This window comes from Streptomyces sp. P6-2-1 (assembly GCF_050613165.1).
In the GTDB taxonomy this organism is placed as follows: domain Bacteria; phylum Actinomycetota; class Actinomycetes; order Streptomycetales; family Streptomycetaceae; genus Streptomyces.
Map to the genome: position 1 here is coordinate 7,143,954 of NZ_CP192513.1, position 26,378 is coordinate 7,170,331.

20 protein-coding genes are annotated in these 26,378 nt (G+C 72.8%); 13 read left to right on the forward strand and 7 right to left on the reverse strand.

The window, feature by feature from the left end:
• Positions 1–37: 37 nt before the first annotated feature.
• The 3 genes from ACQYWQ_RS30050 to ACQYWQ_RS30060 all read left to right on the forward strand — a co-directional run bounded on the left by ACQYWQ_RS30050 (position 38) and on the right by ACQYWQ_RS30060 (position 5,675).
• Complete coding sequence (locus ACQYWQ_RS30050; protein ID WP_431038959.1) at positions 38–3,388, forward strand: GH92 family glycosyl hydrolase; 3,351 nt, start codon at positions 38–40, stop codon at positions 3,386–3,388.
• Positions 3,389–3,649: 261 nt separating this feature from the next.
• On the forward strand, positions 3,650–5,011 hold the full coding sequence (locus tag ACQYWQ_RS30055; RefSeq protein WP_431038960.1) for an NAD(P)/FAD-dependent oxidoreductase: 1,362 nt from the start codon (positions 3,650–3,652) through the stop codon (positions 5,009–5,011).
• A 97-nt stretch (positions 5,012–5,108) separates the two neighbouring features.
• Positions 5,109–5,675: a 2'-5' RNA ligase family protein gene (locus ACQYWQ_RS30060; protein WP_431038961.1), complete on the forward strand. Its 567-nt coding sequence runs from the start codon at positions 5,109–5,111 to the stop codon at positions 5,673–5,675.
• On the opposite strand, the gene ACQYWQ_RS30065 is transcribed toward ACQYWQ_RS30060, so the two are convergent.
• Entirely contained in the window at positions 5,666–6,286 is a 621-nt protein-coding gene (locus tag ACQYWQ_RS30065; RefSeq protein WP_431038962.1) for an NAD(P)-dependent oxidoreductase, read from the reverse strand. The genes ACQYWQ_RS30060 and ACQYWQ_RS30065 overlap by 10 nt on opposite strands.
• Before the next feature lie 529 nt (positions 6,287–6,815).
• On the reverse strand, positions 6,816–8,126 hold the full coding sequence (locus tag ACQYWQ_RS30070) for an ROK family protein (protein ID WP_431038963.1): 1,311 nt from the start codon (positions 8,124–8,126) through the stop codon (positions 6,816–6,818).
• A 156-nt stretch (positions 8,127–8,282) separates the two neighbouring features.
• On the opposite strand from ACQYWQ_RS30070, the gene ACQYWQ_RS30075 reads away from it, so the two are divergent.
• The 4 genes from ACQYWQ_RS30075 to ACQYWQ_RS30090 all read left to right on the forward strand — a co-directional run bounded on the left by ACQYWQ_RS30075 (position 8,283) and on the right by ACQYWQ_RS30090 (position 12,928).
• The gene (locus ACQYWQ_RS30075) at positions 8,283–9,596 is read left to right on the forward strand and encodes an ABC transporter substrate-binding protein (protein ID WP_431038964.1); all 1,314 of its coding nucleotides are present in this window, start codon (positions 8,283–8,285) and stop codon (positions 9,594–9,596) included.
• Between the two features lie 11 nt (positions 9,597–9,607).
• Positions 9,608–10,615: a carbohydrate ABC transporter permease gene (locus ACQYWQ_RS30080; RefSeq protein ID WP_431038965.1), complete on the forward strand. Its 1,008-nt coding sequence runs from the start codon at positions 9,608–9,610 to the stop codon at positions 10,613–10,615.
• An 88-nt stretch (positions 10,616–10,703) separates the two neighbouring features.
• Positions 10,704–11,543 carry a carbohydrate ABC transporter permease gene (locus ACQYWQ_RS30085; protein WP_431039407.1) on the forward strand — a complete coding sequence of 280 codons (840 nt, stop codon included), beginning with the start codon at positions 10,704–10,706 and terminating at the stop codon, positions 11,541–11,543.
• 20 nt (positions 11,544–11,563) lie between these two features.
• Complete coding sequence (locus ACQYWQ_RS30090) at positions 11,564–12,928, forward strand: GH1 family beta-glucosidase (RefSeq protein WP_431038966.1); 1,365 nt, start codon at positions 11,564–11,566, stop codon at positions 12,926–12,928.
• Between the two features lie 114 nt (positions 12,929–13,042).
• Here the strand turns inward: ACQYWQ_RS30090 and ACQYWQ_RS30095 are convergent, their stop codons facing one another.
• The 3 genes from ACQYWQ_RS30095 to ACQYWQ_RS30105 all read right to left on the reverse strand — a co-directional run bounded on the left by ACQYWQ_RS30095 (position 13,043) and on the right by ACQYWQ_RS30105 (position 15,830).
• A complete protein-coding gene (locus ACQYWQ_RS30095) occupies positions 13,043–13,318 on the reverse strand; it encodes a DUF6458 family protein (RefSeq protein WP_431038967.1) in 276 nt (91 codons plus the stop codon).
• 33 nt (positions 13,319–13,351) lie between these two features.
• Positions 13,352–14,329: a rod shape-determining protein gene (locus ACQYWQ_RS30100; protein WP_431038968.1), complete on the reverse strand. Its 978-nt coding sequence runs from the start codon at positions 14,327–14,329 to the stop codon at positions 13,352–13,354.
• Between the two features lie 190 nt (positions 14,330–14,519).
• Entirely contained in the window at positions 14,520–15,830 is a 1,311-nt protein-coding gene (locus ACQYWQ_RS30105) for an MFS transporter (RefSeq protein ID WP_431038969.1), read from the reverse strand.
• A gap of 181 nt (positions 15,831–16,011) precedes the next feature.
• Here ACQYWQ_RS30105 and ACQYWQ_RS30110 point away from each other — a divergent pair, with 181 nt between their 5' ends.
• The 6 genes from ACQYWQ_RS30110 to ACQYWQ_RS30135 all read left to right on the forward strand — a co-directional run bounded on the left by ACQYWQ_RS30110 (position 16,012) and on the right by ACQYWQ_RS30135 (position 22,620).
• Positions 16,012–16,419: a ferredoxin gene (locus ACQYWQ_RS30110; protein ID WP_431038970.1), complete on the forward strand. Its 408-nt coding sequence runs from the start codon at positions 16,012–16,014 to the stop codon at positions 16,417–16,419.
• 91 nt (positions 16,420–16,510) lie between these two features.
• Positions 16,511–17,377 (forward strand): oxygenase MpaB family protein, encoded by an 867-nt coding sequence (locus ACQYWQ_RS30115; protein WP_431038971.1) that lies wholly within the window; start codon positions 16,511–16,513, stop codon positions 17,375–17,377.
• Between the two features lie 91 nt (positions 17,378–17,468).
• On the forward strand, positions 17,469–18,200 hold the full coding sequence (locus tag ACQYWQ_RS30120; protein WP_431038972.1) for an alpha/beta fold hydrolase: 732 nt from the start codon (positions 17,469–17,471) through the stop codon (positions 18,198–18,200).
• A gap of 187 nt (positions 18,201–18,387) precedes the next feature.
• Positions 18,388–19,323, forward strand: coding sequence for a universal stress protein (locus tag ACQYWQ_RS30125; protein WP_431038973.1), 936 nt, complete (start codon positions 18,388–18,390; stop codon positions 19,321–19,323).
• A 224-nt stretch (positions 19,324–19,547) separates the two neighbouring features.
• Entirely contained in the window at positions 19,548–20,048 is a 501-nt protein-coding gene (locus tag ACQYWQ_RS30130) for a hypothetical protein (RefSeq protein ID WP_431038974.1), read from the forward strand.
• A gap of 193 nt (positions 20,049–20,241) precedes the next feature.
• Complete coding sequence (locus tag ACQYWQ_RS30135; protein WP_431038975.1) at positions 20,242–22,620, forward strand: glycoside hydrolase family 95 protein; 2,379 nt, start codon at positions 20,242–20,244, stop codon at positions 22,618–22,620.
• Positions 22,621–22,683: 63 nt separating this feature from the next.
• On the opposite strand, the gene ACQYWQ_RS30140 is transcribed toward ACQYWQ_RS30135, so the two are convergent.
• Positions 22,684–24,687, reverse strand: a complete 2,004-nt coding sequence (locus ACQYWQ_RS30140) for an N-acetylmuramoyl-L-alanine amidase (RefSeq protein ID WP_431038976.1) — start codon at positions 24,685–24,687, stop codon at positions 22,684–22,686.
• Between the two features lie 373 nt (positions 24,688–25,060).
• Positions 25,061–26,194, reverse strand: a complete 1,134-nt coding sequence (locus ACQYWQ_RS30145) for an aminoglycoside phosphotransferase family protein (RefSeq protein ID WP_431038977.1) — start codon at positions 26,192–26,194, stop codon at positions 25,061–25,063.
• Between the last annotated feature and the right edge of the window lie 184 nt (positions 26,195–26,378).

The following is a 26,378-nucleotide window of genomic DNA, read 5'->3' on the forward strand; positions in this document are numbered from 1 at the left end:
GCGACGCAGAAGCTCCGCCCGTACCCCCGCACGTTCCGTGCACCGAGGTCCCGCCCGCGCCGCCGGTGGCCTCCTGGCCCTCACCGCGGCGACCGCACTGGGGCTCACCGCGCTCGCCCCGGCGGCGACCGCGGCCCCCGAGCGGTCCGCGCAGGCCGGGCACACCGCCCTGGTCGGGAAACCGGCCGCCTACGTCGACCCCCTCATCGGCTCCGCCAACGCGGGCAACACCTACCCCGGAGCGGTCCGCCCCTTCGGCATGCTCGCGTTCAGCCCCCAGACCACGCGCGGCAACCAGGTCTCCAACCCCGCCCCGGGCGGCTACCAGTACGACGCCACGTCGATCCGCGGCTTCAGCCTCACCCACCTCAACGGCGTGGGCTGCTCCGGCGCGAACGGCGACGTCCCCCTCATGCCCTACCCCGGCGAGGTCACCACCTCGCCCACCGCCGACACGGACGACTCCGTCTACGCCTCCGCCTTCTCGCACGACAACGAGAAGGCGAGCGCGGGCCGCTACGAGGTGAAGCTCGCCAACGGCGCGTCGGCCGCCCTCACCGCGACCGAGCGCACCGGCTCGGGCCGCTTCGGCTTCCCCGCGGGCAAGGCGGCGAGCTTCCTCGTCCGCGGCTCCAACGCCGAGTCCGGCAGCGCCGACGCGCGCGTGCACATCGACCCGGCGAAGAAGACCGTGACCGGCTCCATCGACGCGGGGAACTTCTGCGGCCCGCAGAGCGCCAACAACCGCAAGGCCCTCTACACGCTCCACTACACCATCCACTTCGACACCCCCTTCGCGAAGACCGGCACCTGGCAGGACACGACCCTTCGCCCCGGCACCACCGACGCGAGCGGCGGCACCGGCTACAGCTCCAGCGGCAACCCCGTGGCCGGCAAGGGCTCGGGCGCCTACGTCACCTTCCCGAAGGGCACCCGCGAGGTCGGCGCGAAAGTCGCCCTCTCGTACGTGAGCGACGCGGGCGCCGAGGCCAACCTCCGCGCCGAGAACCCGGCACACAAGACCTTCGAGGCCGTCGCACGCGAGGCGGGCCGCGCCTGGGACAAGGCGCTCGGCGCGATCCAGGTCGGCGGCGGCACGAGCGCCCAGTACCGCACCTTCTACACCGCGCTCTACCACTCGATGCTGGAGCCGACCCTCACGAGCGACACCGACGGCCGCTACACGGGCGCCGACGACAGGACGCACCGCCTCTCGCGCGGACAGCACGCCCAGTACGGCACCTTCTCCGGCTGGGACCAGTACCGGGCACAGGTGCAGCTCCTGACGCTCCTGAACCCGAAGGCCGGCAGCGACTACGCCCAGTCCCTCTACCAGTACGCCTCCCAGCGCGGCGGCGAGTGGGACCGCTGGCTCCTCCAGCACGGCAAGACCAGCGTCATGTCCGGTGACCCCGCCGCCCCGGCACTCGCGGGCATCCACGCCTTCGGCGGCACCGACTTCGACGTCAAGGGGGCGCTGAAGTCCCTCGTCCGGGCGGCGACCGTACCGACCGCCAACGACTCCGACAGCGCGGGCTGCAACGTCGAGTGCGTCGGGCAGCGCCCCGGGCTCGACCAGTACCTCAAGCTCGGCTACGTCCCCGCCGACGACTGCCACTGCTGGGGCGGCGCGGCCGAGACCCTGGAGGACGCGGCCGCCGACTACGGACTCTCCGAACTCGCCCGCGCCACCGGCGACCGCGGGAACCAGCAGAAGTTCCTCGACCGCTCCGGCAACTGGACCAACGTCTTCGACCCCGCAGCGACCCCCGAGGGCGGCTACATCCGCAACCGCAACGCGGACGGCACCTGGGCGGGCGTCTTCACGCCCGGCACGGGCAACGGCTTCGTCGAGGGCAGCAGCGCCCGCTACACCTGGATGGTCTACTCCGACGTCGCCCGACTCGCCCGCGCGATGGGCGGCAACGACAAGGCGGCCGCCCGCCTCGACGCCTTCTTCCGCGACGAGGACGGAAAGTTCGACTTCTCCGCCAAGGACGCGACCCGCTACGACCCCACCAACGAACCCGACATCAACACCCCCTATCTGTACAACTACCTGGGCGCCCCCACCAAGACCCAGGAGACGGTCCGCGCCGAGATCGACCAGCTCTGGACCGACACCCCCGGCGGCATCCCCGGCAACGACGACGCGGGCACCATGTCCTCCTGGTACGTGTTCTCCGCGCTCGGCATGTACCCGCAGAACCCCAGCCGCGCCGACCTCGTGCTGACCGCGCCGCTCTTCCCCCGCGCCGTCGTCCGCACCGGACACGGCAAGCGCATCACCGTCAACGCCCCGGCGGCCGACGCCGGCCACACCTACATCCACGGCCTGCGTGTCAACGGCAGGCCCAGCACCAGGACCTGGGTGCCCGACACCCTCGTCCAGCACGGCGGCACCCTCGACTACACGCTCGGCACGCACCCCGACACCACGTGGGGCACGGCCGCGGCCGACGCCCCGCCGTCCTTCCCCGGCGGCGGTGACACGTACTTCACGAGTACGAGCCCGAGCGCCCTCAAGACGGCGCCGGGCGGCACCGAGGCGCGCACCGACCTCACCGTGCGCACCCTTCAGGACCGCGCCGAGACGGTGACCTGGACGGCCGAAGCGCCCGAAGGGCTCACCGTGAGCCCCGCCTCCGGCACCCTCGCCGTCCCCTCGGGCGGCACGGCGAGCACGACGCTCTCCGTCACGGCGCCCGACGGCGCGAAGGAGGGCTTCCGCACGATCCCCGTCACCCTGCGCAACGCCTCGGGCAAGGAACTGCCCGGAGCGAAGCTCACCGTCACGGTCGCCGCGAAGAACAGCCTCCTGTGGAACCTCAACAACGACGGCGTCTCCGAGGACGACGCCAAGCCCGGCGCCAACTTCGACGGCGAAGGCTGGAGCTACTCCGCCCCCGCCCTCGCGGCGGGCGGCGCCGTCCCCGGCAAGACCGTCACCTCGGGCGACTTCACCTTCACCCTGCCCGACACCGGCGCGGGGGAGCCCGACAACATCGAGGTCGCGGGCGGCGGCCAGACCCTCACCGTCCGGGGCGGGGACGGAGCGACCCGCCTGAGCCTGCTCGGCAGCGCGGCCGAGGGCGACGCTCACGGCACCATGACCCTCACCTACACCGACGGCACGACCCAGCAGGCCGACATCGGCTTCTCCGACTGGACCCTCGGCGGCGGAGGCGACAAGCCCTCCTACGGCAACACCGTCGCCGTCACCTCCGACTACCGCGACACGCTCGGCGGCGGCAAGGACCCCGTCCACGCCTACCTCTTCGCCACCGCCCCCGTGCCCCTCACGAGCGGCAAGACCCTCGCGAGCGTCACGCTCCCCGAGACCACCGAGGGAGGCATCCTGCACGTCTTCGCGGCCACGACCGGCTGACCGGCAGGCAGGACCCTGGACGCCACGGCCCCGCACACACGCGGGACGGCACGGCGGCCCCGTATCCCACCCGGGTACGGGGCCGCTCCGCGTCCGCAGGGCGCCCCCTTCCGCCCCGTTCGACAAGCGCGCCCCCGCCCCTTCCGCGAAGATGGTCCGTGACAGGCGCCGCTGAGCGGGCAGGCGAGCGGAAGCCGTCCGGGACCGGGGGCGCACGCACCGGCCCGGAGACCGCACAGACCCCTGAGAAGGGACGCAATCGTGGCACGACCCAGGATTCTCGTAGTGGGCGCCGGTTTCGCCGGAGTGGGGTGCGTCCACAGGCTCGAACGCCGCATCCCGCCCGGCCGGGCGGAGGTCACGCTCGTCGCCCCGTTCGAGTACCAGCTCTACCTGCCACTGCTCCCGCAGGTCGCCTCGGGCGTCCTCACCCCGCAGTCCGTCGCCGTCTCGCTGCGCCGCAGCGAGAAGCACCGCACCCGCATCCTGCCCGGCGGCGCGATCGGCGTGGACACCGAGAAGAAGGTGTGCATCGTCCAGAAGATCACCGGGGAGATCATCTACGAGCCGTACGACATCCTCGTCCTCACCCCCGGCAGCATCACCCGCACCTTCGACATCCCCGGGCTCGCCGACAACGCGCGCGGCATGAAGACGCTCGCCGAGGCCGCCTACCTCCGCGACCACGTCATCGCGCAACTCGACCTCGCCGACGCGAGCGAGGACGAGGAGGAACGCGCCTCGCGCCTGCAATTCGTCGTCGTCGGCGGAGGCTACGCGGGCACCGAGACCGCGGCCTGCCTCCAGCGCCTGACGACGAGCGCCGTCAAGCACTACCCGCGCCTCGACCCCTCGCTCATCAAGTGGCACCTCATCGACATCGCGCCCAAACTCATGCCCGAACTGGGCGACGAGCTGGGCAAGGCGGCGCTGGACATCCTCACCCGGCGCGGCATCGAGGTCTCGCTCGGCGTCTCCATCGCCGAGGCAGGACCCGAGAAGGTCACCTTCACGGACGGCCGCACACTGCCCTGCCGCACCCTCATCTGGACCGCGGGCGTCGCCGCGAGCCCGCTCATGGCGACACTGGAGCGCGAAACGGTACGGGGCAGGCTCGCCGTGACCCCCGAGCTGAAGGTCCCGGGGATCGACGGGGTCTTCGCCCTCGGGGACGCCGCCGCCGTGCCCGACCTCACCAAGGGCGAGGACGCCATCTGCCCGCCGACCGCGCAGCACGCCATGCGCCAGGGCCGTGTCGCAGCCGACAACGTCCTCGCCACGATCCTCCACCAGCCCCTGCGCCCCTACGTCCACAAGGACCTCGGCCTCGTCGTCGACCTCGGCGGGCACGACGCGGTCTCGCGCCCGCTCGGCCTCAACATGCGGGGCGTCCCCGCCCAGGCCGTGGCACGCGGCTACCACTGGTCCGCGCTGCGCACCGGCGTCGCCAAGACCCGCGTCCTCACCAACTGGATGCTCAACGCGCTCGCGGGCGACGACTTCGTCCGCACCGGCTTCCAGGACCAGAAGGCCGGCACGCTCCAGGAGTTCGAGCACACGGACGTCTACCTCACCCCGGACCAGGTCCGCGAGCACACGGCGGCGCTCCACGCCGTCCACTGAGCGCACGGGCAGGAGCGGCGTACGGGGCGGGGCGGCCACGGCGGTACGGGGCCGCCCCGCCCCGTACCCGTCCCACCGCCTCGTGGGACGATGCCCCGTGCCCGCGACACCCCCCGCCACCGAGCCCGCCCCCGCATCCCCCGACTGGGGCGACCGCGAGGGCGACACCTCGCTCAGCATCCGTGTCCCGGCGGCCGACGCGCTCGTCACGACAGGTTTCCCCGCCCACGTGAGCGTCCTGCACCCCTTCGTGCCGCGCGCCTCGCTCGGCCCGCCGCACCGCGCGGCGCTCGCCGCCCTCGTCGCGGCCCACCCGCCCTTCACGCTGCGGTTCACCCGCTTCGGGCACTTCCCCGGCGTCCTCCACCTCGCCCCCGAGCCGCACCCGGTGCTCCAGGAGCTGACCGCAGCGTTGCGCCGCGCCTGGCCCCAAGCGGTCCCGTACCGCGGCCTGTTCGGGCCCGCCGGGCTCCCGCCGCACCTCACTCTCGCGACCCACGCGGAGCCGGGCACCGACCGCGCGGTGTACGGGCCGCTGGAGGAGACGTACGGCGCCGTGCTTCCGCTGCACGCCGAGGTGCGCGAGCTGAGCCTCACCGTGTACACGGCCCAGGGGGAGTGGCGCGAGGAGAGCACGCTGCCGCTCGGCGCGCCTCAGGGATAGAGGTCGCGCCGGTAGGTCGCCGGGTCGTCCAGCGCGTCGAGCAGCACGTGCGCGAGGTCCGCGTACGTCGTGCGCGGCGCTCGCGAGTGGTGCGGTGTGAAGGGGGCCCTGCGGTGCCCGTGCGCGGGACCCTCCACGAGGATCACGGGCCGCACGATCGTCCAGTCCAGGCCGCTCGCCGCGATGATCGCGTCCTGCTCCTCGCGCTGGCGGATCACGGGGCGGGCGGTCGCCCGGTACAGCGCCGAGACGGTGCGGTTGAGCGGCCCCGCCGTGTGCGGACCGTACGCGGCCTCCGAGAGCACCAGGAGCCTGGACACCCGCGCCGTGCGCATCACGTCCACGATGGTGCGCGTCCCGCGCGAGTACAGCGGCACGTTGCGCCGCCCACCGCGCAAGGCGTAGGCGATGACGGCGGCGTCGGCCCCCGCCAGCGCCTCGCTCACCTCGTCCTCGTCGAAGGGCCCGCCGCGGAGCACCCGTGCCGCGGGCGCGCCCGCGAGCCGCGCCGGATCGCGCACGACGGCGGTGCACTCGTGCCCGGCGCGCGCGGCGGCGTGCAGGAAGGCGCGACCGGCGCGACCGGAGGCGCCGAAGACGGTGATCCGCATGAGGGCACCGCGCCTTTCCGAACGGGGAGGGACAGGACAGTACGAACGTGGCGCGCCCGCGCCCCCGGCGCAAGTCACGTGACCCGTCCGCACCGGCCCCCGCCTCACCTGGGGTCACACTTCCGTGCACGTCTCGGCCGGGCCGGGGCCGGGTGGCGGCTCGACGGACCCGACCACCCTGCATCCCGTCCCCGCGGATTCGCAGCGCACGGGCCTGACTCACCCGCCCCCACACCCGAATGGGGCCACCGGCCGAGCGAAGGTGCGGCCGAAGGCGTGAAGGCGTGAAGGCGCGACAGCGGGGCGGCGGAAGGCGTGAGCGTGGGGCGGGTCGCGCTCACACCGCACGGCATCGACACTGCCGCCACCTACCGGCGACCGGCGCTCGGGCGTTCAGCGCACGCGGCGAACTCCGGGCGCGACCCGGGACGCTACCGGTCCGACGTCCACTCACCGTGGGGCTCGCGCATGGCGGACGGCCCCGGTCGGCCTCGTACAGGCGCGGCAGACGGGAAGTGCCGGGCGGACCCTAGTTGCCGCCCAGTACGTGGGCCGCCCGTCGCTCGGTCCCCGCCTCGGCGACATCCTCCTCCCGCAGCGGGGCCTCCCTGCGCCCGCCGTTGGCGAAGAAGTCGGCCAGCACGAGCGTCGCCGCGCCGACCGTCACCGCGTCGGCGCCGAGCAGCCCGAGGCCGATGGAGACCTTGCCCGCCGGGCGCCGCAAAGCGAAGCTGTCCGCGTGGCGGCGTACCGACTGGAGGATGTGCGGGCCGAGTTGCAGTCCCGCCCAGCCGCCGATCAGGACCTGTTCGGGGCTGAAGAGATTGATGAGGTCGGAGAGCCCGGCGCCGAGGTACTCGGCGGTCTCCTCCAGGACAGCGACGGCCACCGGATCGGCTCCGCCCGCGCCCGCGGGGTCCGCGGCCGCGAGCAGCGCGGTGACGCCCTCCTCCTCGCCGGCCCCCTCGGGCAGGGTGCCACCCACCTCGCGCCAGCGCTCCAGGAGCGCCTCGGCCCCCGCGTACGCCTCCAGGCAGCCCCGTGCCCCGCAACGGCAGCGCCTGCCACGGACGTTGACGGTCAGGTGTCCCCACTCGCTCGGGCTGCCGTGCATCCCGCCCTGGATGGCGCCCCGCGTCACGATGCACGCGCCGACACCTGAGCCGAAGAGCACGATGACGACGTCCTCGCTGCCCCGGCCGCCGCCGAACCACAACTCGGCCTGCCCCAGCGCCTTGGCGCCGTTGTTGACGAAGAAGCCCACGTCGGCGGGGAGCCCGGTCGCCGTACGCAGCAGCGTCTCCAGCGGGACCGCGTCCCAGCCGATCGTCTGCCCGTACACGAGCGCGCCCTCGCCCTCGGGCCGCTCCACGATGCCCGGCACGCCGACGCCCACGCCCAGCAGCTGGTCCGCGGGGACCCGTGCCTCGGCGAGCACGGCGGCGACCCCCTCGGCGACGGCGCGCACGATGAGGTCGACGTCGTAGCCGACACCCGTCAGACTCGTCTCCGTACGGGAGAGTTCGGACATCGCCAGGTCGAACAGCTCGGTACGCACCTTCGTCTCGCCGATGTCGACCCCGACGAGGTACCCGGCACCGGGCGCGACGCGCAGCAGCGTGCGCGGCCTGCCGCCGTCCGACTCGACGACGCCCGCCTCCTCCAGGAGCCCGTCGGCGGTCAGCTCCGTGACGACGTTGCTGATGGAGCCCGAACTCAAGCCGGTCGCGGGGAGCAGTGCCTGACGGCTCATCGGGCCGTCGAAATACAACCGTTGCAAAACAGCTGCGCGGTTGCCTCTTCGCAGGTCACGCACGGTTCGTCTGTGCCGTTGCACCATCTTGCCCCTTCCCGGACGGCAACATACCCCCGCCGCAGCCCTTGACGCGACCTTCTCTCAGGTTTTAACTCACGTCCTAAATTAAGTCGTGAGGCCGTTCAGGGACTGAACGCCTTCACTCTTCCTTGGCCACCCCCCGGAAAGGGGCATACCGACATGCGCAGACTGCGAGCCGCTGCCGCTGCCAGTCTCGTCACCACCCTCGCGCTCACCGCCACCGCCTGCGGCGGCGGGAGCGACAACGGCGGGGGTGGCAACTCCTCGCCCAAGACCCTCACGTACTGGGCCTCCAACCAGGGGGCGAGCGTGGCGGTGGACAAGAAGGTCCTGACCAAGGAACTCGCCAAGTTCACCAAGCAGACCGGTATCAAGGTCAAGCTGGAGGTCATTCCGTGGTCCGACCTCCTCAACCGCATCCTGACCGCCACCACTTCCGGTGAGGGCCCCGACGTCCTCAACATAGGCAACACCTGGTCGGCCTCGCTCCAGGCCACCGGTGCCCTCATGGAGTGGGACGACGCCGCGTTCAAGAAGATCGGCGGCCGCGACCGCTTCGTCGACTCGGCCGTCGGCTCCACGGGCGCCGAGGGGAAGAACCCGGCCGCCGTGCCGCTGTACTCCCTCGCCTACGCGCTCTACTACAACAAGAAGCTCTTCGCCGACGCCGGTATCGAGAAGCCCCCGGCCACGTGGGACGAGTTCGTCGAGGACGGCAAGAAGCTCACCAAGGGCGACACGTGGGGGACGGCGCTGGAGGGCAGCAACCTCTCCAACAACATCCACCAGGCCTTCGTCCTCGGCAAGCAGCACGGCGCCGACTTCTTCGACGCCGAGGGCAAGCCGACCTTCACGTCCGACGGGGCGGTCGCCGCCGTCAAGCAGTACGTGGACTGGATGGCCAAGGACAAGATCATCGCCCCCGGCAACGCCGAGTACAACCAGAACCAGAGCCTCAACGACTTCGCCGACGGCAAGGTCGGCATGGTCCTGTGGCAGGCCGCGGACACCACCTTCCAGGCCCACGGCATGAAGGCCGACGACTACGGCGTCGCGCCCGTCCCGGTCCAGTCGGGCACCCCGGGCACCGACAAGCAGACCAACTCGATGGTCGCCGGTATCAACATGGCCGTCTTCCAGAACACGAAGAACAAGGAAGGCGCCCTCAAGTTCGTCAAGTTCATGACGAGCAAGGAGGAGTCGACCTTCCTCAACAAGACGTGGGGCTCCGTGCCGCCGGTCAAGGACGCGCAGGAGGACGCGGCGTTCAGCCAGGGCGGCGCGGGCACGATCAAGGACACCCTGCTCAAGAGCGCCACCGCGCTCCCGCAGGTGCCCAACGAGGCCCAGTTCGAGACGGCGGTCGGTACCGCCATCAAGGACCTGTGGGCCGACGCGGCGGGCAAGAAGGAGATCACCACCGCCGACGTCAAGGCCGCCCTGACCAAGGCCGAGCAGCAGATGCCGAAGTGAGCAACTGAACCATGACCGACACCCTGCCTGACGCGCAGGCGACGCCGGGCCCTGTCGTGGGGCCCGGCCCGGTCGGGAAGAAGAAGCGGCGCAAGCCGATCCTTCCCGACCGCCTCCGCCGCCTGGGACTGCCCTACCTGCTGCTCCTGCCCGCCCTGCTCTTCGAACTCCTGATCCACATGATCCCGATGGTCGTCGGGATCTTCATGGCCTTCAAGGAACTCACCCAGTTCTACATCCGCAACTGGGGCCAGGCCCCGTGGGCCGGCTTCGACAACTTCAAACTCGCCGTCGAATTCGACAAGCCGGTCGGCGAGGCCCTGCTCCACTCGTTCTGGGTCACGTGCGCCTTCTGCGTGCTCGCCGTCGCCTTCTGCTGGCTCATCGGCGTCGCTGCCGCGGTCTTCCTCCAGGACAACTTCCGGGGCCGCGGCTTCCTGCGGGCGCTTTTCCTGACCCCGTACGCGCTGCCCATGTACGCCGCCGTCATCACCTGGAACTTCATGCTCCAGCACGACAACGGCATGGTGAACCACGTCCTGCACGACCAGCTCCACCTCACCGACGAGCGCTCCTTCTGGCTCATCGGCAACAACAGCTTCATCTCCCTGGTCGTCGTCGCGGTCTGGAAGACCTGGCCCTTCGCCTTCCTCATCGTCATGGCGGCGCTCCAGAACATCCCCAAGGACCTCTACGAGGCGGCGGCACTCGACGGCGCCGGCACCTGGCAGCAGATCCGCAAGATCACCCTGCCCTCGCTGCGGCCCGTCAACCAGGTCCTCGTCCTGGTCCTGTTCCTGTGGACGTTCAACGACTTCAACACGCCGTACCTCCTCTTCGGGGACTCGGCACCGAAGAACGCCGACCTCATCTCCATCCACATCTACCAGTCGTCCTTCGTGACCTGGAACTTCGGCACAGGCTCGGCGATGTCCGTCCTGCTCCTCCTGTTCCTGCTCGTGGTCACGGGGCTGTACCTGTTCCTCACGTCGCGGAAGAAGAAGGGCTCCGATGTCTAGCGCCGCACCCGTCGCCAAGACCGACGGCCCCCACGACAAGGGCCCGGTCGCCAAGGTCCCGCAGCCGCTCCACACCGGCCGCTCCCCGATGGCGCCCCCGCGGTCCTTCCAGACCGTGCGCGTCATCTTCCTGACGCTCCTGACCGTCTTCGTCGCGCTGCCGATCTTCGTCATGATCACCAGCTCGCTGAAGCCGCTCAAGGACGTCACCGGGCAGTTCCGCTGGGTCCCGAGCGGCCTCACCTTCCGCCCGTACATCGACATCTGGAAGACGGTGCCGCTCGCGCACTACTTCTACAACTCGCTCTTCGTGGCCGGGATCGCGACGATCTGCTCGGTGATCATCGCCGTCTTCGCCGCCTACGCGGTCAGCCGCTACAACTTCCGCGGCAAGCGGGTCTTCACCGTCTCGGTGCTCTCGACCCAGATGTTCCCGGGCATCCTCTTCCTGCTGCCGCTGTTCATCCTCTTCGTCAACGTCGGCAACGCCACCGGCATCCCGCTCTTCGGCTCGCGACTCGGCCTGATCATCACGTATCTGACCTTCTCGCTGCCCTTCGCGATCTGGATGCTCATCGGCTACTTCGACTCGGTGCCCAAGGAACTCGACGAAGCCGCGATGGTCGACGGCTGCGGTCCGCTCGGCGCGCTCTTCCGCGTCGTCGTGCCCGCCGCGATCCCCGGCATCGTCGCCGTCGCCGTGTACGCCTTCATGACGGCCTGGGGCGAGGTCCTCTTCGCCTCCGTGCTCACCAACGACGAGACCCGCACCCTCGCCATCGGCCTCCAGAACTACTCGACGCTCAACGACGTCTACTGGAACCAGGTCATGGCCGCGTCCCTCGTCGTCAGCGTCCCCGTCGTGGCGGGCTTCCTGCTGCTCCAGAAGTACCTGGTCACCGGACTCACCGCGGGAGCCGTCAAATGAGCCGCGCCGAAAGGACCCCCGTGACCGAAGGACTCGACTACGCGGCCCTCCCCGAGGGCTTCACCTGGGGCGTGGCCACCGCCGCGTACCAGGTGGAGGGCGCCGTCGACGAGGACGGCAGGGCACCCTCGATCTGGGACACCTTCTCGCACACCCCCGGCAAGATCGCGGGCGGCGACACCGGCGACGTGGCCTGCGACCACTACCACCGCTGGCGCGAGGACATCGGGCTCATCAAGGAACTGAACGCGGGCGCCTACCGCTTCTCCATCGCCTGGCCCCGCGTCATCCCCGGCGGCGACGGGCCCGTCAACGCCAAGGGCCTCGACTTCTACGACAAGCTCGTCGACGGCCTCCTCGCCGAGGGCATCGAACCCTTCGCCACCCTCTACCACTGGGACCTCCCGCAGGCGCTCCAGGACCGGGGCGGCTGGCCGAACCGCGAGACCGCCGAGCACTTCGCCCGCTACGCCGAGGTCGTCGCGGACCGGCTCGGCGACCGCGTGAAGCGCTTCGCCACGCTCAACGAGCCCCTGTGCTCCGCGTGGATCGGGCACCTCGAAGGGACGATGGCCCCCGGGTTCACCGACATCGAGGCCGCCGTCCGCGCCTCGTACCACCTCCTGCTCGGCCACGGCCTCGCCACCCGGGCGATCCGCACCGCGGCGCCGGATTCCGAGGTCGGCATCGTCTTCAACCTCAACCCCGTCGACCCCGCCACCGGCTCCGAGGGCGACGCGGCCGCGGCGCGCCGCATGGACGGCCACACCAACCGCTGGTGGCTCGACCCCGTGCACGGCCGCGGCTTCCCCGAGGACATGGTCGACGTCTACGGCGTCGCCCTGCCCGAGCAGCCCGGCGACCTCGACACCATCGCGCAGCCGCTGGACTGGCTGGGCCTCAACTACTACTTCCCCGCCGTGGTCACCGACGACCCCGGCGGCCCCCAGCCCTACGCCCGCGCCGTGCGCCGCCTGCACGTCCCGCGCACCGGCATGGACTGGGAGATCGACGCGAACGGCATCGAACGCATGCTGCTCCGGCTCACCGAGGAGTACGGGGCACGGAAGATCTACGTCACCGAGAACGGCTCGGCCTGGCCCGACGTCGTCAGCTCCGACGGCTCCGTCGACGACCCCGAGCGCATCCGCTACCTGGAGGACCACCTCGCCGCCTGCGCCCGCGCCGCCCGCAAGGGCGCCCCGCTCGCCGGGTACTTCGCCTGGTCCCTCATGGACAACTTCGAGTGGGCCTACGGCTACGACAAGCGCTTCGGCCTCGTCCACGTCGACTACAAGACGCAAGGGCGCACCGTGAAGTCCTCAGGACGCCGCTACGCCGAACTCGTCGCCGGCCACCGCGCCCGCGCCCGGCACGCCGCCTGACCCGCCACCACGACGCGGCACCCGCACGCGACGCCGCCGCACCCGGCAAGGGTGCGGCGGCGTCCCGCGTCCGCACGCAAGGGAGGTCCCGCGTCCGCGCGGCACCCCGCCCGCTCAGTGCGGCGGGTACTGGTCCCGGTAGTACGGCTCCGGCGGATACGCGTCACTCCCCGAGGCCGACCACGCCGCCGAATCCCGCGCCCGCTCCACCGCGAGCGCCAGCCGCCGCCTGCTGCGGGCAAGCACCACACCGAGCACGAGAGCCGCGAAACCGCCCACGAGCAGGATGTTCCCGAGCACGGGCAGATCGACCGGGTCGAACCGCCACGTCACCGCGAACCGCAGCACCGCGCCCACGATCATCACAGCGAGCCCCGCCGCAGCCGTCATACGCCTCACCTCTCCGCACCATCGGACGAACCCTCACGCCAGTTCGAGCACCGGCCCCTCCGCGGCGAGCAGCCACGCACCCTCCACGGCCGTATCGGCCCCCGACTCCACGAGGTGCACCGGCATCCCCAGTTCCTGCCGCAGATGCCCGTCGAGCCCGTAGAGCCGCGCCCCGCCGCCGTGCAGCAGCACACCCCGCTCGAAGACGTCGTCCACCAGCTCCGGCGGCGAGGCGTCGAGCACCGCGGCGACGAGCCCCGCCACGTCCTCGTACACCGGGCGCAGCACCGCGCGGATCTCCGCCACCGTCAGCTCCCCGACCCGCGGCAGCCCCTCGTCCCTGTCCTGCCCCCGCACCGGCAGCCGCGCCCCCGTCTCCAGCGCCGCAGCGAGCTTCGCCTCCTCGGCGACCTGCGCCCCGATCGTCAGCGCGTGCTCCTCGCGCGCGTGCCGCATCAGCCACAGGTCCACGCTGCCCGCGCCCCGCTTGACCGTCCGCGTCACGAGCGCCGTGCCGAGCGCGATCATCGACGCCGACGTCCGGTGCTCCCCGATGTCCACCAGGAGCGCACCCGCCGGGCTCCCGCTCACCCCGGCGCCCACGGCCGCCGCCACCGAGTGCGGCACGGAACGCACCTGGTTGATGCCCGCGTCCTTGCACACCTGCCGCAGCACGTGCCGCTCCAGGGACGTCGCATGATCCGGGACGCACACCACCGCGCGGGCCCCGCGCAGCCGCCGCGACTTGCCCGAGGCCGCCCGCAGTGCCGAGCCGAGCAGCCGCGCGGCGAGCGGCAGATCCGCCACGGCGCCGCCCTCGACCGGGCGCACGAGCCGCAGGCGCGGCGGCAGGCGCCCCGCCATCGCGAGCGCCTGATCGCCCCAGGCCCGTACCGAACCCTCCTCGTCGACGATCGCGACGTGCGGAGCCGACCACGCCTGCCGCTGATCACGCAGCCGCAGCCGCGCACTGCCCAGGTCGATCGCCACCTGCCTGCTCCGCGTACTCATGGTGCCCACTCCCGTGTCCGAGCCGGAGAACGCCCGCGTGCCGCTCCGGGCCCTCGCTGCGACGCTGGCCCGCCCACCGGCGCCCGGCAAGTCCGCGGGCGCCGATCGGGTCGGCGGCGGGTGCGGGCGGTACGGGAAGGCGCCGAGCGGGTACGCGCGCGAGGCGGCCGGGCCGCGCACGCGGCCGGGCTCAGCGCTCCAGGGGCCTGTGCGCCGTCTCGGGGAGGCGCAGGTACACGACCGAGGAGAGCAGGCACAGCACCGCCACGTACCACGGGAAGAGCCCGGCCCGCCCCCACTCCTTGAAGAGCGTCCCGACGTACGGGGCCGTGCCGCCGAAGAGCGCCACCGTCAGCGAGTACGGGAATCCGATCCCCGCCGCGCGCACCCGCGCGGGGAAGACCTCCGCGTTCACCGCGGCCGAGATCGACGTGAACCCCGTCAGGAGCACCATCCCCGCGCAACTCACCAGGAGCAGCGAGAGGAACGAACCGGTGAGCAGCCGCAGCAGCGGCACGCACAGGAGCGCGAAGCCGAGCCCGAAGAAGAGCAGCAGCGGACGCCTCCCGTAGCGGTCCGAGAGCAGCCCGGCCAGCGGCTGGAGCACCGCGAAGAACGCGAGCGCGAGCGTCGACGCGAGCAGCGCGTCGCCCTTGGCCACATCCGCGTTCAGCTCCGCGTAGGTCGGCAGGTACGACGTCCACGTGTAGTACGCGAGCGTGCCTCCCGCGGTGATCCCGCCGATGAGGAGCGAGGCCCGGGGATGGCGGCGCAGCGCCTCGAAGAGCGGCGGGCGCGCGGCCGCGTGCGTCGCGCTCCTGGTCTCCTCGGCGCCCCGCCTGATCCAGAACCCGGCCAGGCTCAGCACCGCGCCGAGCACGAACGGCAGCCGCCATCCCCAGGACTCCATCCGCCCCTCGCTCAGTACCCGCACGAGCAGCGCGGCGACCCCGGAGGCGATGAGCTGCCCGGCCGTCGTCGACACGTACTGGAAACTGGAGAAGAGCCCGCGCCTGCCGGGCCCGGCCGACTCCACGAGGAACGTCGTCGACGCGGCGAACTCCCCGCCCACCGAGAGCCCTTGCAGCAGCCGCGCGAGCACCAGCACCACCGGGCCGAAGAGCCCCGCCGCGGCGTACGTCGGGGTCAGCGCCACGAGCAGACTCGATCCGCCCATCAGCAGGATCGTCACCGTCAGCGCGGCCCGCCGCCCCCGCCGGTCGGCGACCGCGCCCATGAGCAGCCCGCCCACCGGGCGCATGAAGAACCCCACGGCGAAGACGGCGAACGTGGAGAGCAGCGGGACGAGCGAGTTGTCCGCGCCCTTCGGGAAGATCTGGTCGGCGAGGTACGTGGCGAGGAAGGTGTACGCGTACCAGTCGTACCACTCCACCGCGTTGCCGACCGCGGCCGCGGCGAGCTGGCGCACCGGGCGGCGGGCGGGGGAGCGCGGTGCGGGGGAGCCGGGAGTGGTGGGGGAGTCGGGGGACGTGTATGTCATGGACACGACCCTTTCCAGGGTGACGGCCCGCCACACCTGGGGCCGCGCCGCGTCCCCCCGGCACGCCCCCCCGCCCCACCCCGAAGCCGTACCCGCGTTTGCCCGCCCCCTACGCGGCAACCCGCCCCTCGAACGCACGCACCCCACCCCGCGGACCGGGGCCGCCCGAGAGGAGACCGCCGTGACACAGGCGTCCGCAGCGCCCCGCACACCACCCGCCCCCGAGGACCCCTGGCCCCGCGCGCGCCTCGTGCGCTACCTGGAGGACCGCTTCGCCTGCGCCGCCTCCTGCCGCGCCGCGGCGACCGCCACCGCACGCCACTGCGGCACCCCCGCGGCCGAACCCGCCGTGCTGCGCGCCCTGCGCTGCGTCGAGGTCTGCGACAGCACCGCCAGGCTCCTCGGCGCCGAACCCCTCCACGACCCCGATGACGACGAACTCCGCTTCCGCATCGACTGGTGCCGCACCGCGTGCCTCGACTGCGCCGCCCACTGCGCGAACCTGCCGGGCGCCGAGGAGGCCGTCGCCGCCTGCCGCGCCTGCGCCGCCTCCTGCACCCGCTTCCTCGCCACCCTGGCCGCCCACTGAACCACCGCGCCCGTACCCCACCGGGCCGCGGCCGCCTCCGCAGGGACACAATGGCCCTGCCCACCGCACCCGCGCCCCCGGAGGTCCCGCCGTGGCCGAGCAGCAGCTCCACGCCGACCCCGGCCTCTACGGGCCGGGCACCGTCACCTGGCAGCTCCACGCCGACCCCGCCATGTGGATCGCGGGCGTCCGCGCCCTGTGGCTCCAGGCGCTCCACCCGCGCACCCTGCGCGGCGTCATGGCGAACTCCGACTTCCGCCAGGACGCCTGGGGCCGCCTGATCCGCACCGCACGCTACGTCGCCGCCACCACGTACGCCGACACCCCCACCGCCGAACGCGCCGCGGCCCGCGTCCGCGGCATCCACCGCGGACTCGGCGCCACCGACCCCGCGACCGGCGAACGCTACGGCGTCGACGAGCCCGCGCTCCTGCTCTGGGTGCACTGCGCCGAGGTCTCCTCCTACCTCCACACCCTGCGCCGCTCCGGCTTCCCGCTCGACGACTCCGGCGCCGACCGGTACGTCGCCGAACAGCGCACCGGGGCCCGCCTCGTCGGCCTCGACCCGGCCCAGGTCCCCGCCACCGTCGGCGAACTCGACAGCTACTTCCGCAGTGTGAAGAGCGAACTCGCCGTCGGCGCCGACGCCCGCGTCGTCGACGACTTCCTGCGCCGCCCGCCCGTCCCCCTCCCGCTCCTGCCCGCCCGCGCCCTGCTCTGGCGCCGCGTCTCCGCCCTCGCCTACGGCTCCCTGCCGCCCTGGGCCCACCAGCTCTACGGGCGCGAGGCCCCGCCACCCGCCGTCGTCACCCGCCGCCTGCGCTCCACCGCGCGCCTGCTGCGCGCCGTCCCCGGCGAACTGCGCTGGCAGATGCCCCCGAAGTACATCCACGGCGCCGTCGCCCGCCTCGGCCCGCAGGCCCGCCCGAGCCGCCGCGTCCCCACCCGGGACACGTAAGAGCCGCTCAGGCCCCGCGGGACGCGCGCCCCGGCTCCGCTCGCCGCGAAACCACGCCCCGCCCCGGACCCCGGTCGGTCAAGGTGCTGTCATGCACCCGCGTCCCGCTCCCGAGCCCCTGCCCCCGCTCCGCACCGTCCACGCCGACGGCCTCACCCTCGCCTACCGCGAGGCAGGGCCCGCCGGCACCTCCCCCGAGACGCCCCCGCTCCTCCTCCTGCCCGCGCGCGGTGAGTCCTCCGCCGACTGGGCACCCGTCCTCGGCCCCCTCGCCGCGCACCGGCGCGTCCTCGCGCTCGATCCGCGCGGCCACGGCGCGAGCGAGTACCCCGGCACGTACTCCTTCCCGCTTCTGCGCGAGGACGTACGCGCCTTCCTCGCCGCCCTCTCGCTCCCGCGCGTCGACCTCGTCGCCCACTCGCTGGGCGGCGTCATCGCCTGCCTCCTCGCGCAGGAGCACCCCGAGCTGATCCGCCGCCTCGTCCTGGAGGACGTCCCCGCGCCGCTGCCTCTCGTCCCGCCCCGTCCCGTGCCCGAACGGCCCACCGGGCCGCTCGGCTTCGACTGGCGGATGGTCCTCGCCACCGAGCACCCGCGCAACCACCCCGACCCCGCCTGGTGGGAGCACATGGACCGCGCGGACGTCCCCGCCCTCGTCCTCGCGGGCGGCCCCACGAGCGTCGTCGACCAGTCCACCGTCACCGCGCTGGCCGAGCGCCTGCCGCGCGCCCGCCTCGTCACGGTCCCCGCCGGGCACCACATCCACGCCACCCGCCCCGAGGCCTTCCTCGCCCACGTCCTGCCGTTCCTCGACGGCGCGTGACAGGCCCGCCTCCGGCATATGCCAAGCCTGTCCGTGTGCCGCGCGGATGCGGGGGCACAAGGGCTGGCAGATGATGCCAGCGGTGGGGTCTTTCGGCCCTGGCACATCCCGCTCCACCGGGGAAGGCTGGAGCTGTAGGGGCTCAAGAGGTGCCTGGTGAAAGCGGGGCGCCGGGAACGAGGACATCATGAGTGAGCTGCCGGTGGTAGCGGCCGTGGACGGCTCGGAGGACAGCCTTCGGGCCCTTGACTGGGCGATCGAGACCGCCCGGCTCCGCGAGACCGTGCTGCGGATCGTGCACGTGCGCCAGTACGCGGCCTGGACCCAGCCCGAGGTACTCGCCTCCGGGCCCGAACAGGTCGGGGACCCCGTGCTCGACCGGCTGCGCGCCGACCTGGAGGAGCGCGGCGGGAAGCTTCCCGTCCTGGAGTTCGTCACCGTCGAGGGCGCGCCCGACGCGGTCCTGCCCGAGATGGGTGCCGACGCCCAGCTCCTCGTCCTCGGCTCGCGCGGCCGCGGCGGGTTCGCCAGTCTCCTGCTCGGCTCCAACGGGATGGCCGCCGCTCGCGACGCCTCCTGCCCGGTCGTCGTCGTCCCGCGCCCGGGGCGCGCCGTGGCCGAGGACGTGACGATCGAGGTGCCCGACGGGCCGCGCGTCGTCGTGGGCCTGCCCGTCGACCTCAAGGACGACTCGACGCTCACCTTCGCGTTCGCCGAGGCCGAACGGCGCGGCGCCGCCGTGCACATCGTCGTCGCCTACCCCTGGCCCACGCTCGCCTGGACCGCCGTGGGCGACTACACGCCCACCGTCGAGGACCAGGAGGCCGCCGAGGCCGAGTGCCTCAGCCTCGCCAAGGACCACCTCGACCCGCACCGCGCGGCCCACCCCGGCGTCGAGGCCCTCGTCTCCGTCGCCGCCGGCGACGCCGCAGGTCACCTCGTCGCCGCGTCGAACGGCGCGGAACTCGTCGTCGTGGGCCGCCACCGCAGGCGCCTCCTCCAGCCCGCCCGCATCCTCGGCTCCGTCACGCAGGCCGTCCTCCTCCACGCCGCCGCCCCCGTCGCCGTCGTCCCGCTCACCGCCCAGGACGAGGCGGAGAGCGAGGCCGACGCGGCCGCCTGAGCCGCGGCACGGGAACAAGTGGTGATACGGGGGCGGGGGCGAGCCGACAGCGGTCGCCCCCGCCCCCGTACCCCTCGCGCCGCGCCTCGCCCCTCCCGGGGAGCGCCCCGCGCGACCCCTGCCCCACCACCCCTTTTCCGCCACTCCCGCACCCCCTCTCCGAGCCCCCCGGTTACGCAGGGGTGCCCGCTCGTGACCGGAGCGGGACACGTACCATAGGCCGCATGTCGTTCCTCCGCCGCCGTACTCCCGCCACGCCCGCGGGCCCCGACTTCGACGTCCTCGCGATGGACCCGGGGGACTGGCCCGGGAACCTCGTCGCGGGGCTGCTGCCCGCCCAGGACGGCAGCTGTCAGGGAGTCTTCCTCCAGTACGACCTGTTCGGCGGCCGCGGACCCGCCATGATCATCGGCAACCTCCCGGCCGGCTCGCCCGCCCGTGAACTCGCCGACAAACAGGTCCCCTTCGAGGTCGCGCAGCTCCTCCTGGCCCTGGAGAACGACGAGGACGTCGAGGTCGTCGACGTCGAGGACATGCCGGTCATGCAGGGCGACAACCTCCTCATCGTGCGCCGCCTCAAGCTCTCCGACGGCCGCATCTCCTGCGTGCAGTTCGACCGCAGTGACAACGTGCTCGTCACCATCGCCGCCTGGGACCGCCCCATCACCGACGACCTCTACGCGCTCCTCAAACCGCTGCCCGCCGCGATGTTCCAGCAGGGCTGACCGCGCCCCCGCACCTGCCGCGCACCCCCCTCGCCCCACCCGGACGGCCCCCTTCCCCCTGTCCGGAATGCGCTGCCCACCGGCCGGAGCGATCCCCTCCACTTGCGGACCTCCTGTCACGCGGATACGGGGGTTCTGTGTGGTTTGTCATCGCTCTTGTCGAACACAGGGGCCACGTCTAGCGTCCCGAGGCATGTCGCATGGCCCCACACGAAGAACGACAGTGAAGACCGTCCTCGGCGTCGCGGGCGCCCTCGCCGCGGGAACAGGCCCGCTCAGCACCCCCGCACACGCCGCCCCCACGCACGGCACCGGCAGCCACGGCACCCGCGCAGCCGACCCCGGCCACCCCGTCCTGCGCTACACGGCCCCCGCCGCCGACTGGGAGACCGAGTCCCTCCCCGTCGGCAACGGCGCACTCGGCGCGAGCGTCTTCGGCACCCTGCCCACCGAACACATCCAGTTCGCCGAGAAGACCCTGTGGACCGGCGGCCCCGGCACCCCCGGCTACCGCTACGGCAACTGGGAGAACCCCCGCCCCGACGCCCTCGCCTCCGTCCGCGCCGACATCGACGCGCACACGAGCGTCACCCCCGAGGACGCGGCGGCCCGCCTCGGCCAGCCCCGCATCGGCTACGGCGGCCACCAGACCTTCGGCGACCTCCTCATCGACATCGACGGCGCCCCGGGGACGGCCGAGGGCTACACCCGCACCCTCGACCTCGCCCAGGCCCTCGCCACCGTCAGCTACCCCCACGACGGCACCACCTTCCACCGCACCGTCTTCGCCTCGTACCCGGACCAGGTACTCGCCGGGCACTTCACCGCGGACCGCGGTGGCAGCGTCTCGCTGACCCTGCGCTACACCTCACCGCGCCAGGACTACACCGCCACCACCGAGGGCGACCGCCTCACCATCCGCGGCACCCTCCAGGACAACGGCATGCGCTTCGAGGCCCAGCTGCGCCTGCGCACCGAGGGCGGCACCGTCTCCGCGGACGGCGACCGCCTCACCGTCTCGGGTGCCGACAGCGCCTGGTTCGTCCTCGCCGCGGGCACCGACTACGCCGACACCTACCCCGACTACCGCGGCGCCGACCCCCACGAGCGTGTCACGACCGCCGTCGACCAGGCCGCCGCCCGCCCCTACCGCGAACTGCTCGACCGCCACACCACCGACCACGCCGCGCTCTTCTCGCGCGTCGAACTCGACCTCGGCCAGGGGTCCGCGCCCGAGCAGACCACCGACGCCCTCCTCGCCGCCTACACCGGCGGCGACAGCGCGGCGGACCGCGCGCTCGAAGCACTCTTCTTCCAGTACGGCCGCTACCTCCTCATCGCCTCCTCCCGCGCCGGCTCCCTGCCCGCCAACCTCCAGGGCGCCTGGAACAACAGCACCGAGCCACCCTGGTCGGCCGACTACCACGTCAACATCAACCTCCAGATGAACTACTGGCCCGCCGAGGCCACCAACCTCGCCGAGACCACCGCCCCCTACGACCGCTTCGTGCAAGCCCTCAGGGAGCCGGGACGCACCACCGCGCAATCCATGTTCGGCGCGCGCGGCTGGGTCGTCCACGACGAGACGACTCCCTTCGGTTTCACCGGAGTCCACGACTGGCCGACGAGCTTCTGGTTCCCCGAGGCCGCCGCCTGGCTCACCTCGCAGCTCTACGAGCACTACCGCTTCGACGGCTCCACCGACTACCTGCGCAACACCGCCTACCCCGCCATGAAGGAGGCCGCCGAGTTCTGGATCGACGTCCTGCGCACCGACCCGCGGGACAACACCCTTGTCGTGACGCCGAGTTTCTCGCCCGAGCACGGCGACTTCACCGCGGGCGCGGCCATGAGCCAGCAGATCGTCCGCGAACTCTTCGTCAACACCCTCGAAGCCGCACAGACCCTCGGCGACGACCCCGCCTTCCGCACCACCCTGCGGGAGACCATCGACCGCATCGACCCCGGACTGCGCGTCGGCTCCTGGGGGCAGCTCATGGAGTGGAAGACCGATCTCGACGGCCGCACCGACGACCACCGCCACGTCTCCCACCTCTACGCCCTCCACCCCGGCCGCCAGATCGAGCCGGGCAGCGAGTTCGCCGAGGCGGCGAAGGTCTCCCTCACCGCACGCGGCGACGGCGGCACCGGCTGGTCCAAGGCGTGGAAGATCAACTTCTGGGCGCGGCTCCGCGACGGGAACCACGCCCACACCATGCTCGCCGAACAGCTCAAGGACTCCACACTCGCCAACCTCTGGGACACCCACCCGCCCTTCCAGATCGACGGCAACTTCGGCGCCACGAGCGGCATCACCGAGATGCTCCTCCAGAGCCAGCACGACGTCATCGAGGTCCTGCCCGCCCTCCCCGCCGCCTGGGACAGCGGCACGGTGCGCGGACTGCGCGCCCGGGGCGGCGCGACACTGGAGATCGGCTGGGCGAACGGCAGGGCGACCCGCATCGCCCTCACCGCCTCGCGCACCCGCGAACTCACCGTCCGCAGCGACCTCCTGCCCGGCGGCACCACCACCTTCAAGGCGGTCGCGGGCGAGACCTACACCTGGGAGTGAGGGACCCCGCGCACGCGAACGGGGCCGGCCCCCGCGAAGGACCGGCCCCGCTCACCCGGGAACTCAGCGCACGCGCGACACCGTCACATCGTCGGCGTTCACGTACGCCACCCGGTGCCCGAACTGGATCTCGTAGTACTCGTTCTCCCCACGCACCACCTTGTGGCCCGTCGTGTCGAACGTCGGCGAGGAGAAGTACTCCCCGTGCACCTTCCCGCCCGTCACGTACCGCTGCCCCGCGAGGAGCTTGTACGAGAACGGGGAGAGGGCCTGCGGCGTGATGTCCGCCGGGTACGCCGAGGCCTCCGGGTAGGCACGCCCGTACACCGGCACGTCCGCGCGCCCCTTCTTCGGCGTCACCACGAGGCCCTGCGAGGGCACGGCGACCGGCTGGAGCAGCGCGTTCCTGAGCCATCCCTTCTGCCCGTTGTACCAGAGCGCCACCCACGCGCCGCGCCGCTCGGCGACCACGTACTGCTGACCGCTCGACACGCGCGCACCGACGTCGTTGACCCCGGGCGTCGCGTCCTCGCCGTTCGGGTACAGGCCGATGTCCTTCAGGAGCGGCGCGCCCTCCGAGGGCGACTGCCGCAGCCACAGCTCGCTCGACCCGTGGAGCGGGCAGGCCGCCGCCGGGTCATCCGCCGAACAGCCCGTGTACGCCACCTTGTTGGCCTCGTACTTCGGCGCGATCGTCACGACGTCCGACCAGGGCAGCGCCGTGGCACGCACCGGCTTGCCCAGCAGCGCGAAGTAGTGCGACCAGTCCCAGTACGGGCCCGGGTCCGTGTGCATCGCGGGAATCCCGGACGTCGTCGTCGCCGGCACGTTGTCGTGGCCGAGGATGTGCTGCCGGTCGAGCGGGATGCCGTACTTCTTCGCGAGGTACTTCACGAGCCGCGCCGACGACCGGTACATCGACTCGGAGAACCAGGCGTCCGGGTCGGTGAGGAAGCCCTCGTGCTCGATGCCGATCGACTTCGCGTTGACGTACCAGTTGCCCGCGTGCCAGCCGACGTCCTTCGTCGGGAAGTGCTGCGCGATGAGCCCGTCCGTGGAACGGATCGTGTAGTGCCACGCGAGGTACGTCGGGTCCTGGACCAGGTCGAGCGTCCTGTCCCAGGTCTCCTCGGTGTCGTGGATGACGATCGAGTCGACGGACTGGTCGTTCGGGCGGTCCGCGAGGTCGTGGTTGCCGTAGTCGCCGTCCCCGTACTCCTCGTACGGTGCGGGCACCCACGCGCAGGCCACCGTCGGCGGGCACTCGGTCTTCCCCGTGTCCGTCTTCTTCAGGCCCATCGCGCGCAACTGCTGCGGCTGCGCCTTCGCCCGCGCGTCCGCGGGGAGCGCGACCGACTGCCCGGCGTCCGTCGTGCGCCGCTGCCCGTCGCGGATCACCGCGAAGACGTCCTCGGCGTACGTGGCCGCGCCCGTGCTGTCCTCGGCACCCGAGAACGCGGCGACCGCGCCGAACCAGTCGGCCGGGTCCTGGCTCAGCGGCCTGCCCTGCGCGCGCTGCGCCGCCGCGAGGAGCGCCGCGCCGCCCGCGACGTTCGCCGCCGCGTCACCGCGGAGCTTGTCGGCGGGGATACCGGTGAGGGACGCCGCCTTGGGGAGGGTCTCCAGGCGCGCGGGGAGCTTCTCGGCGCGCGTGCGGGTGCGGTGGGCGGTCGGGCCGAGCGGGCGGCTCGTGTCGCCGCGCGGGTCCTCGGCGCCCTCGCCGTGCGGGTGCGTCACGACTGCGGCGAGCGCGGTCCGCGCGTCGGTCAGGTGCATCGGCCCGTAGCCGCCGCTGACACTCGGCGCGCCACCGTGCTCGTCCCACCGCGACTGGAGGTAGGAGACGCCGAGAAGGACCTCGCTCGGGACGTGGTACGTGGCCGCGGCGGAGGTGAAGGCGCCCTGGAGCCGCCCGGCGTCCTGGGCGGCGGGGGACTGCGCGGCCCCGGCGGGGGACTGCGCGGCTCCGGCGGGCGTCGTGGGGAGGAGCGGCAGGAGCAGGGCGGACGAGGCGAGAGCGACCGCCGCCGTCCGCCGTCTGGAACGGACGGGGGAAATTCCTCGCAAAGCAGCCTCCTGGGGGAGTGGACGCGCTGGAGTCTCGTGACCGGACGTGCCAGTGGTACCCGCTTGCCGACGATCCGTCAATCATGATCCGGGAGCGGGAATCCCCATGTCAGGCCCCGGTTGCGGTGCCACCACAGGAGTGGACCAATGGAGGGTGCGAGGCCGTCCGCTCCGCTGCCAGCGGCGACATACCGCTCGCCCACGACCAGCCTCCGGCAGTACGTGCCAGAGGGCACCTCCCAGGACCGGGGAATTCCACCCCTTCGGTCGCGCACGGTGGAGAAACGTTTCACCGCACACTTCGGGCGTCTCGTGCACGCCCCGGGGCCCGCGGCCGGACCGTGCCGCGGGCCACCCGTGCCGGGCGGGCCGTTCAGCGGGTACCGACCGCCGCGCGCACCGCCCGCCGCGCCGTGGCGCAGTCGTCGTGCAGCCGCCGCAGGAGCAGCCGCTGCTCCTCGCCGGAGGCGGGGACCCCGGGAACGGTGACCGGGGCGGTCTCGTGCATCGTGCGCTGCACGGCGCTCTCGTACGTACGGATCTCGCGCGTCAGGACGAGCATCAGGTTCACCAGGAAGGCGTCCCTGGCCGCGGGGCCCGCCGCCTGCGCGAGCTGGGCGATCTGCCGTCGCACGTCGGGGGCGTCCCCGATCACCGACCACAGCGTCGCGAGGTCGTAGCCCGGCAGGTACCAGCCGGCCCTGTCCCAGTCGAGCAGCACCGGGCCCGCCGGTGAGAGGAGCACGTTCGACAGGAGCGCGTCCCCGTGGTTGAACTGCCACATCCCGGCGCGGCCCGCACTGCCCGCGACGCCGTGCAGCAGCTTCTGGAGGTCGTCGAGGTCACGGTCCGTCAGCATCCCCAGCTCGTGGAAGCGGGCAAGGCGCGTCCCGTAGTCCAGGGGTGTCTCGAAGGTCCCGGCAGCCGGACGCCAGGAGTTGACCCGCGTGAACGCCGAGAGCGCGGCCCGCAGATCGGCGCGCGCCGGAGCGTGCACCGGGTGGCGCTGGAGCGCGGCCGGGCGCCCGGGCATCCGCTCCACCACCAGGACCCCCTGGTCCGGGTCGGCGGCCACGAGGCGCGGCACCCGTACCGGCGGCCGCTGCCGCACGAAGGAGCGGTAGGCGGCTATCTCCTGCCGGATGCGGCCGGCCCACACCGGCGAGCGGTCCAGTAAACACTTCGCGACCACCGTCGCCCGCCCCGTCGTGCCCGCGAGGAGCACCGAGTGCCCGTTGCGGCGCAGCAGCTGGACCGGATGGAAGTCGGGGCAGATGCGGTGCACCGCGGTGACGGCGGCGCGCAGGCGCTCGCCCTGCGGCCCCGACAGATCGAGCCTGCCGCTCAGCCGCTGCGGGCCCGGCGCCCCCTGCGTCCGCCGGGTACGGGACTGAGCGGCGCCGAAGGGCACGGCGGCCGCCCGGGCGGGATCGAGGAACGGGGCGCCGGGCTGGCGCGCACGTGGCGCACGGGGTGGCGCGGAGACAGGCGACTGAGCGGTGTACATGGGGCGGGCGTATCCCTTCCTGGGCCCGCGAGCCCTTGCTGGGCCCGCGCATCGGACGCGCCCGCCCGGCCCGGTGAACCCGCGGCACCCTGGGGAGTGCTGACGGGGCGCCGGGCCGGGTTGGCGCGCTTCCTACCCGACACCCGGGCCGCCGTGGCAGACCATCTGGCGCACCCTGGCGAAC